This is a genomic window from Thermoactinospora rubra, assembly GCF_002093975.1.
GTDB lineage: Bacteria > Actinomycetota > Actinomycetes > Streptosporangiales > Streptosporangiaceae > Nonomuraea > Nonomuraea rubra_A.
This window is the reverse complement of sequence record NZ_MSZZ01000066.1, coordinates 40,127-46,203: the sequence shown is the minus strand read 5'-3', so window position 1 is coordinate 46,203 and position 6,077 is coordinate 40,127. Positions and strand designations below refer to the sequence as shown.

General features: G+C 69.1%; 6 protein-coding genes. All 6 read right to left on the bottom strand.

All coding sequences use genetic code 11. The features are described from left to right. Positions 1–1,664 (bottom strand): recombinase family protein (locus BSB02_RS35475; RefSeq protein ID WP_206185060.1); only part of this gene is annotated, 1,664 nt, incomplete at its 3' end. A gap of 157 nt (positions 1,665–1,821) precedes the next feature. Then, entirely contained in the window at positions 1,822–2,229 is a 408-nt protein-coding gene (locus BSB02_RS40230) for a hypothetical protein (protein WP_143591592.1), read from the bottom strand. Beyond that, positions 2,226–3,101 (bottom strand): TRM11 family SAM-dependent methyltransferase, encoded by an 876-nt coding sequence (locus BSB02_RS35470; protein WP_084965380.1) that lies wholly within the window; start codon positions 3,099–3,101, stop codon positions 2,226–2,228. Before BSB02_RS35470 ends, BSB02_RS40230 begins: the two co-directional genes overlap by 4 nt. Beyond that, on the bottom strand, positions 3,098–4,015 hold the full coding sequence (locus tag BSB02_RS35465) for a hypothetical protein (RefSeq protein ID WP_143591590.1): 918 nt from the start codon (positions 4,013–4,015) through the stop codon (positions 3,098–3,100). Before BSB02_RS35465 ends, BSB02_RS35470 begins: the two co-directional genes overlap by 4 nt. A 201-nt stretch (positions 4,016–4,216) precedes the next feature. Then, a complete protein-coding gene (locus BSB02_RS35460) occupies positions 4,217–5,257 on the bottom strand; it encodes a hypothetical protein (RefSeq protein ID WP_084965378.1) in 1,041 nt (346 codons plus the stop codon). Next, positions 5,257–5,739 (bottom strand): SigE family RNA polymerase sigma factor, encoded by a 483-nt coding sequence (locus BSB02_RS35455; RefSeq protein WP_240506947.1) that lies wholly within the window; start codon positions 5,737–5,739, stop codon positions 5,257–5,259. The genes BSB02_RS35460 and BSB02_RS35455 overlap by 1 nt, the downstream gene beginning before the upstream one ends. Positions 5,740–6,077 lie beyond the last annotated feature (338 nt).

Sequence of the window (6,077 nt, the reverse complement as noted above, 5' to 3'; positions counted from 1 at the left end):
GCTGCCCGCCGGTTACAAGCGGAACTTCTGGAATGCCGCTTAGCCTCCACTAGCTGTCTCTGGGGGTAGTAGGTCATCTTCAGGCCGAGCTGCTTGTACAGCTCAGCCTTGTCGCCGGGGTCGGCGGCCACGACCGCTTGAGCCAGATCGCCAACCCGCTGGAGCAGCTCGATGATCTCCTCCTGGCTGAGGCGCTGCTGGCGGGGGGTCGTGCGCAGATCGCCTTCCAGCCGGGCGCGCTCCTGCTTGGTCTCGTTGATCCATCGCGTGACCTCGACGGGGTCGGCCCCGGCATCCAGGGCGGCGCGGTACTGGGTGAGTTTGCGGTCACAGGCTGTGATCTTCTTGGTGAGGTCAGTCCTGGCGGCCTCGTCGGTGTCTGGAGTGCAGGCGGTCAGGGCGTGGATGACGGACTGGATGCGGTCGGGTCCGAACGCGGTTTGCAGCCATTGGTCGATGGGCTTGAGAATCTCAGCCTCGCGCAGGTAGACGACCTTGGGGTGGACGATGTTGTTGACCAGGGCGTACTCGTCGGGGAACCGGCAGCGGTAGTAGGCCTGCTTGTTGTTCCAGTTCCCCTGCATCCGGCGTTCGCAGTAGCCGCAAAACAGCACGCCCCGAAAAACGTAGGCGCGGTTGGTACGAGTGCGGTGGGGCTTGTGCGTGGCTGGACCCCGCCCGCGAGAGGCGAGGATCTGTTGAGCGCGGTGGAAGTCCTCCAGTGACACCAGGGCGTCGTGGACCTCGTGCTCAGACCAGATCCAGGCGCCAGGATCGTTCCAGCGCATCTTGGTGGTGTAGCCCAGCGCCACGTCGTCGATGTCGAGGAGGACCTCGGTCTTGCGCTGCTTGTTCCACACCTGGCGGCCGGTGTAGCGCGGGTTGGTGAGAATGACCCGTACGGCCGACTTGGACCAAGCGATCTGGCGGCGGTGACGGTTACGCTCCGGATCGCTCGCCGACGGTGACAAGATTCCCTGGCGGGTGAGATCCTCGGCCAGGTCATACATGCCCCTGCCCTTGATGAACTCGGCGAAGATCCACTTGACGATCAGCGCGTGGACCGGGTGTGCGGCCAGCTTGCGCAGCCGCTTGCCGTCGGCGGCCTTGGCCGGGTTGGGGTGCGGGCCGACGTCCACCAGCATGTAACCGTACGGTGGCCGCCCGCCCAGATAGCGGCCCTCGGTGGCGGTGATGGCGCTCATCGCGGCCCGGACCCGGATCTTGATGCGGTTGCGTTCACCCTTGGACAGGCCACCGAAGACGCCCATGATCATGTCGTGGGCTTCGTTCGCCGGGTCAATCGGCCCGCCCACCTCCGGCACCCACAGCGGAATCCCGAAGTGCTCGAAGATCGGAAAGGTGAGGCTGTACTGGTTGCCGTAGAAAGCCCGGTGCGGCTCCCCGATCACCACCGCGTCGAAGCCCCGGCCCGGGTCCTTCAACTCCTCGATGAGAGCTGCCGCATATGGGCGTCTGGACCAGGGGATCGAACGGGACTTGTCCACATCGAAGTACTCGGCGACGATCTGACCGCCACGCGGTTCGATCAGCGCCCGGGCTCGGCCGAGCTGCCAGGCACGGGAGGCTTCGGGGTCCTGGTTGTCCTCGGTCGAGACCCGTCCGTAGAAGGCGAAACGGATGGCGGGCTGCCGGTCCTCCACTGACACTCTCCCTGAATGGTCGTCTCCGATTGGCGTCGTCGGGCGGCGGCTTTGACCAAGATGCGCAGCAGCACGCGGGCCGCGCCGGGGGTGAGCCGGAGCGGCTCGGCCGGGACGGCCACGCGCGGTGTCGTCTCCTGATCGGTCTCCTGGCCGGTCACCGCTCGCCCCGAGGCGTGCCGGTGTGCTCCCGCCGCCGATCCCTGGCCCGGGGCCGGGGACCGCCGCCGTGGCGGCCCCAATATGACCGCTCGTCTTCGGCGCGAAGGTCAAGGCCGGATCTGGCTGGTGATCGGAGCGCGCAGACGGTGACCGGCCATGCCGTCCATGGCGGACGGCCGGCGGGGGCGGCCAGGTGCCAGAACTCCCCGCACCGGCAGGCGCGCAGCCTGACGCCGGGGGCGGCGATGCGGGCGGCGTGGCGGGCGTGGCGGCGGGTGCGATAGGTCGCCCGGCCGCAGGCGAGGCAGGCGCCGAGCTGGAGGCGGTCCAGCAGCTCGGCGACTCGATCCCGACCCAGGCGGAGTCCCGGCCATCGGGGACGGCCTGGCTGGCGCGTGTTCATCGCGGATCTCCGTCCAGGTCGCGGGCAGCCTGGAAGACCAGCAGGTCCTCATGGGCGGTGGTGCAGGCGGCGATGCCCGCTCGGCGTGCTTCTCGCGCGCACAGGATCTGGAAGAACGACGCCCGGGTCACCAGACGGCCGTCCCGGATGCCGCACAGCAGCGCCGCCAGCCGGTCGGTCAACACCAGACCTGCCCGCTCGGCGACCTCGATGACGCGGCCGGGCAGGTCCACCAGCTCGCCACCCATCCGGATGGGCCGGACGGTGACCGCGACCACCCCGGACGGCTGCAACAGCGTGACGCATCCCGTGAGGATCTGGCCGAAACCCTCCAGCAGCTCGCCCAGGCTGCGATGGGCCAGGTTGGCCGGATCGCGGCTGTAACGCTGGTTCCACTTCTCCACCCGGCCGTCGCCAGAGCGGACATGCCCGTGGGTGTGCGAGCCGTACGGCGGCGAGGTGAGCACCAACGCCACCCGACCGGCCAGCGCGCCGTACACGGTGGCGATGTTGCGGGCATCTCCGCCGACGAGCCGCGCCTGCCCGGTGGCGCCCTGGGCACGGGCATGCAGGAGGTTTTGCGCCGTCAGGCGCACGAAATCGGGCTCGTACTCCATACCGGCGGCATCACGTCCCAGGTGGATGGCCTCCACCAGGGTGGTGCCGATCCCGCACATCGGATCCAGCACCAGCTCGCCGGGGCGGGTGAAGGCGTCGATGACCTGCGCGGCGATGGCCGGGAGCATCTTGGCCGGGTGCCGCATCGACTCGGGCACATACCGGCCCTGGCGCTGGACGGCGGAGGGCTGCTGGGCTGTGGCCAGCACCGAGGCCAGGACACGGCCATGACGAGGCGCGGAGCAGTGGCTCATCGGGCACCACCCCGGCTGGCATGGCCCCACGGCTTGACCAGCAGGCACACATCCGCGTGCACCGACACCACGGGCGGCAACGCCCCGGACCGCGCGTCTTGGAGTTCGGCGAAGTTGGTGGGGTGGGCCTGGATGACGAGGGTGTCGCCCTCGATCGGCACCCGCAGGGCGATCACATGCTGCAGGTAGCGAAACCCCAGCACGCTGGCCTGCCGGATGAGGGCGGGTGCCGGGTCGAGCAGGCGGCCGTTGTCCTGGCGGCGCGCGTTGGTGACCAAGGCCAGGTACCCGCCCGGGCGCAGCACCTGCCAGGCCGCGGCCAGGAACGCGCCGAGCTGGTGGTGTTCCAGCATCCACGGGTGAGCCTGGCAGGCGGGACAGGCTGGTGTGGGCCGCTGGCTCAACAGCCGCCCACCGACCTCATACGGCGGCGGCGCCGCGATCACCAAAGCCACCCTGCCCAGATGGTCGGCCAGCCCGCGCGCCATCTGGTCCGGGCGGCAGGGCCGCAACGCGACTCTCGCACGCTGCTGATGATCCAAGTTGGTGCGTAGCCAGGCGCTGAGATGCTGGGCGAGCGGGAAGTGCGGCACCGGGGCCACCGCTCGCCGGCCCAGGGCGGCTGCGGTCGCCGACACGGCCTCGCCCGTGGCGAAGGCGTCGACCACCACCTCCTCCTCCACGGTGCAGGAGGTGATCAGATGCCGGGCGAGTTCGCGCCCGACCGCCTGCCAGTGCCGCGAGCAGATCCGGCTCTTGGGGTCGGGGGCGGCGGGTGCGCCCGTTGTGGCGTGGCGTTCCAGTCCGGAATCTTCAGTGTCGGAGTCGGAGCACAGCCACACCGTCATCGGCACCAGCCGCCGATCCGTGCGGGAAGGCGTGTTGTTCATCGTGGGGTGACCCGAGACGATCACCCGATCCCCATGCGCCTATGAAGCACTCACACTCGGAGCGTTTCGGAACACCGACCCTGCAAAGGCCCGGCAAAATCCGACACCCTTCCTGTTCCCTCCCCTCGTCTTCCCAGGCCAGTCAGCAACGGAAGGACGCGGAGCATCCGGGGAAGGCCGACGCCGCCCACGCGCAACCCCGCCTCGGGGTCGGAAGCTCCCGCGCTACTGAGCCGGGGGAACGGCGGCCAGGTTCACCCCGCGCAGCTGGCCGCTCTGCCGCCAGAAGATGACGCCCTGCCCTTCCGACCACCCCCCGTCGGCAGCCTGGAAGGGAACCATCCGGTCCGCTTGGGCGTCATAGATCGCCATGCCGCCGCTGAAGAACCGGTCCTTGTACGGATAGTCTCTGTACGGATGACCGCGGAGCCCCTGACGGACACGCACCTGGCTCCCGTCGATCCGCTGCACGACCGAGTCGTCATCCCGCATCCCCAGGCACCAGGTGGGTCCACAGCGCAGCCCCTCCACCCCCCGCGCCGGTGTGATCCTGAAGGTTCGCCCGGTCTCCAGGTTGACGACCCTGGTGGGATTGGTCCGGATATCGAGAGGCTCGTCGATCGCCCACGGCCAGTCCAGCAGTTGTAGCCCCTTGGCCACCTTCTCAGGAGCTCCGCCATCGACCTTCATGCGCCACACGCCATCCAGCGGGGAGGACCAGGCGACATGGTCGCCCGCGAGTGTGACCCGATCGACACTGGTTCCCTTGACCGGCCCGACCCTTCGGGCCGCCCCACGGCCGCGCAAGGGTGCGACCCACACGTAATCCTCCGCCAGCCAGGCCACCCGATCGCTGCCGACAGCCACGTCCCGCGGAGCTTGGGGAAGGCGGGCCACCACGGTGAAGCGCCTGGTGGTGGCGTCGTAGACCTCGATCGTCCCTTGCTCGCCCCATACCAGCAGCTCCGTGGCACTGATCGCCGCCAAGGGCCGATACCGTCCCGGCATGGTGAACACGGCCCGCGGCCACACCTGGTCGACCGTCGCTGCCGGCGCTGCCGTACCCACCACCGGCCGGGGCGGTGAAGGCCACCAGGCCGCCGCGCCCCACCCCAGGATGGTCACGCAGGCCGATGCCAGCGCCACGCGCGCCCTCAACCGCCTACGGTGGCGCCGCTTGGCCACCACGCCGGACAGCAGATCCACATGCTCGGCCCGCTCCGCGATCGTCCGCAGGACCCTGGCCAGTTCTTCCTCGGTCCTCATCACCATCTCCCGATGAGCGCCTGTGCCCTGATGCGCAACGTGGCCAGCCCGCGTGAGGCCTGACTGCGGACGGTCGCCGGCGAGACGCCGAGGATCGCCGCGATCTCATCGTCGGCAAGCTGCTCGTAGTAGCGCAGCACCAGCACGGCGCGCTGCTTGGGCGGCAGGGCGCGCAGGCGCTGCCAGATCTCGCGCAAGTCGTGCTCGTCCTCACGGACCGGGGACGGGACCTCGTCGGTGAGCTGTTCCCGCCGCCGCCTGCGCCACCAGCTCACGTGCTGCCTGGCCATGATCGTCCGGATGTAGCCCTCGGGATCGTCCTTGTTGCGGACCCGCCGCCAGGAGGAGCTCAGCTTGAGTAACGCCTCCTGGACCAGGTCGGCGGCGTCGTCGGCGTTGCCCGTCAACACCAGGCCATACCGCAACAGCGCCGGTCCGCGGGCACGGACGAAATCCTCGAACTCCACATCCCAGGGACGCACAGGTACCCGCAGCCGTTGCAAGAACCTTGACCGTCAACACCGGCGAAGCTCACCGTGTCTCCGGCGTGCCGCACTTGTTGATCGCACTATTACCGAGTTCTCCCGACTCTGCTATTCGGCCAGGTCAAAGCCGCTTTCCGGCGTCTACCCGAGCTTTACGCACCTCGCCCCTTCCCACCCACTCCAAGCGGTTTCCGCAGGTCAGACCGTTTTGGACAAACTTCGGCGCGACTCCGTACACGCGCCTGCCCTCCCGGATCGTTCCTGGGTTGTCCCTGATCCGTTCATCCGGTGGTGCACACCTGACGGCGATCGATCCCGCCACGACCTTCGGGAGC

Coding starts and splice junctions, on each gene's coding strand:
- BSB02_RS40230 (WP_143591592.1), bottom strand. CDS start 2,229: ATGAACACGCGCCAGCCAGGCCGTCCCCGATGGCCGGGACTCCGCCTG.
- BSB02_RS35470 (WP_084965380.1), bottom strand. CDS start 3,101: ATGAGCCACTGCTCCGCGCCTCGTCATGGCCGTGTCCTGGCCTCGGTG.
- BSB02_RS35460 (WP_084965378.1), bottom strand. CDS start 5,257: ATGAGGACCGAGGAAGAACTGGCCAGGGTCCTGCGGACGATCGCGGAG.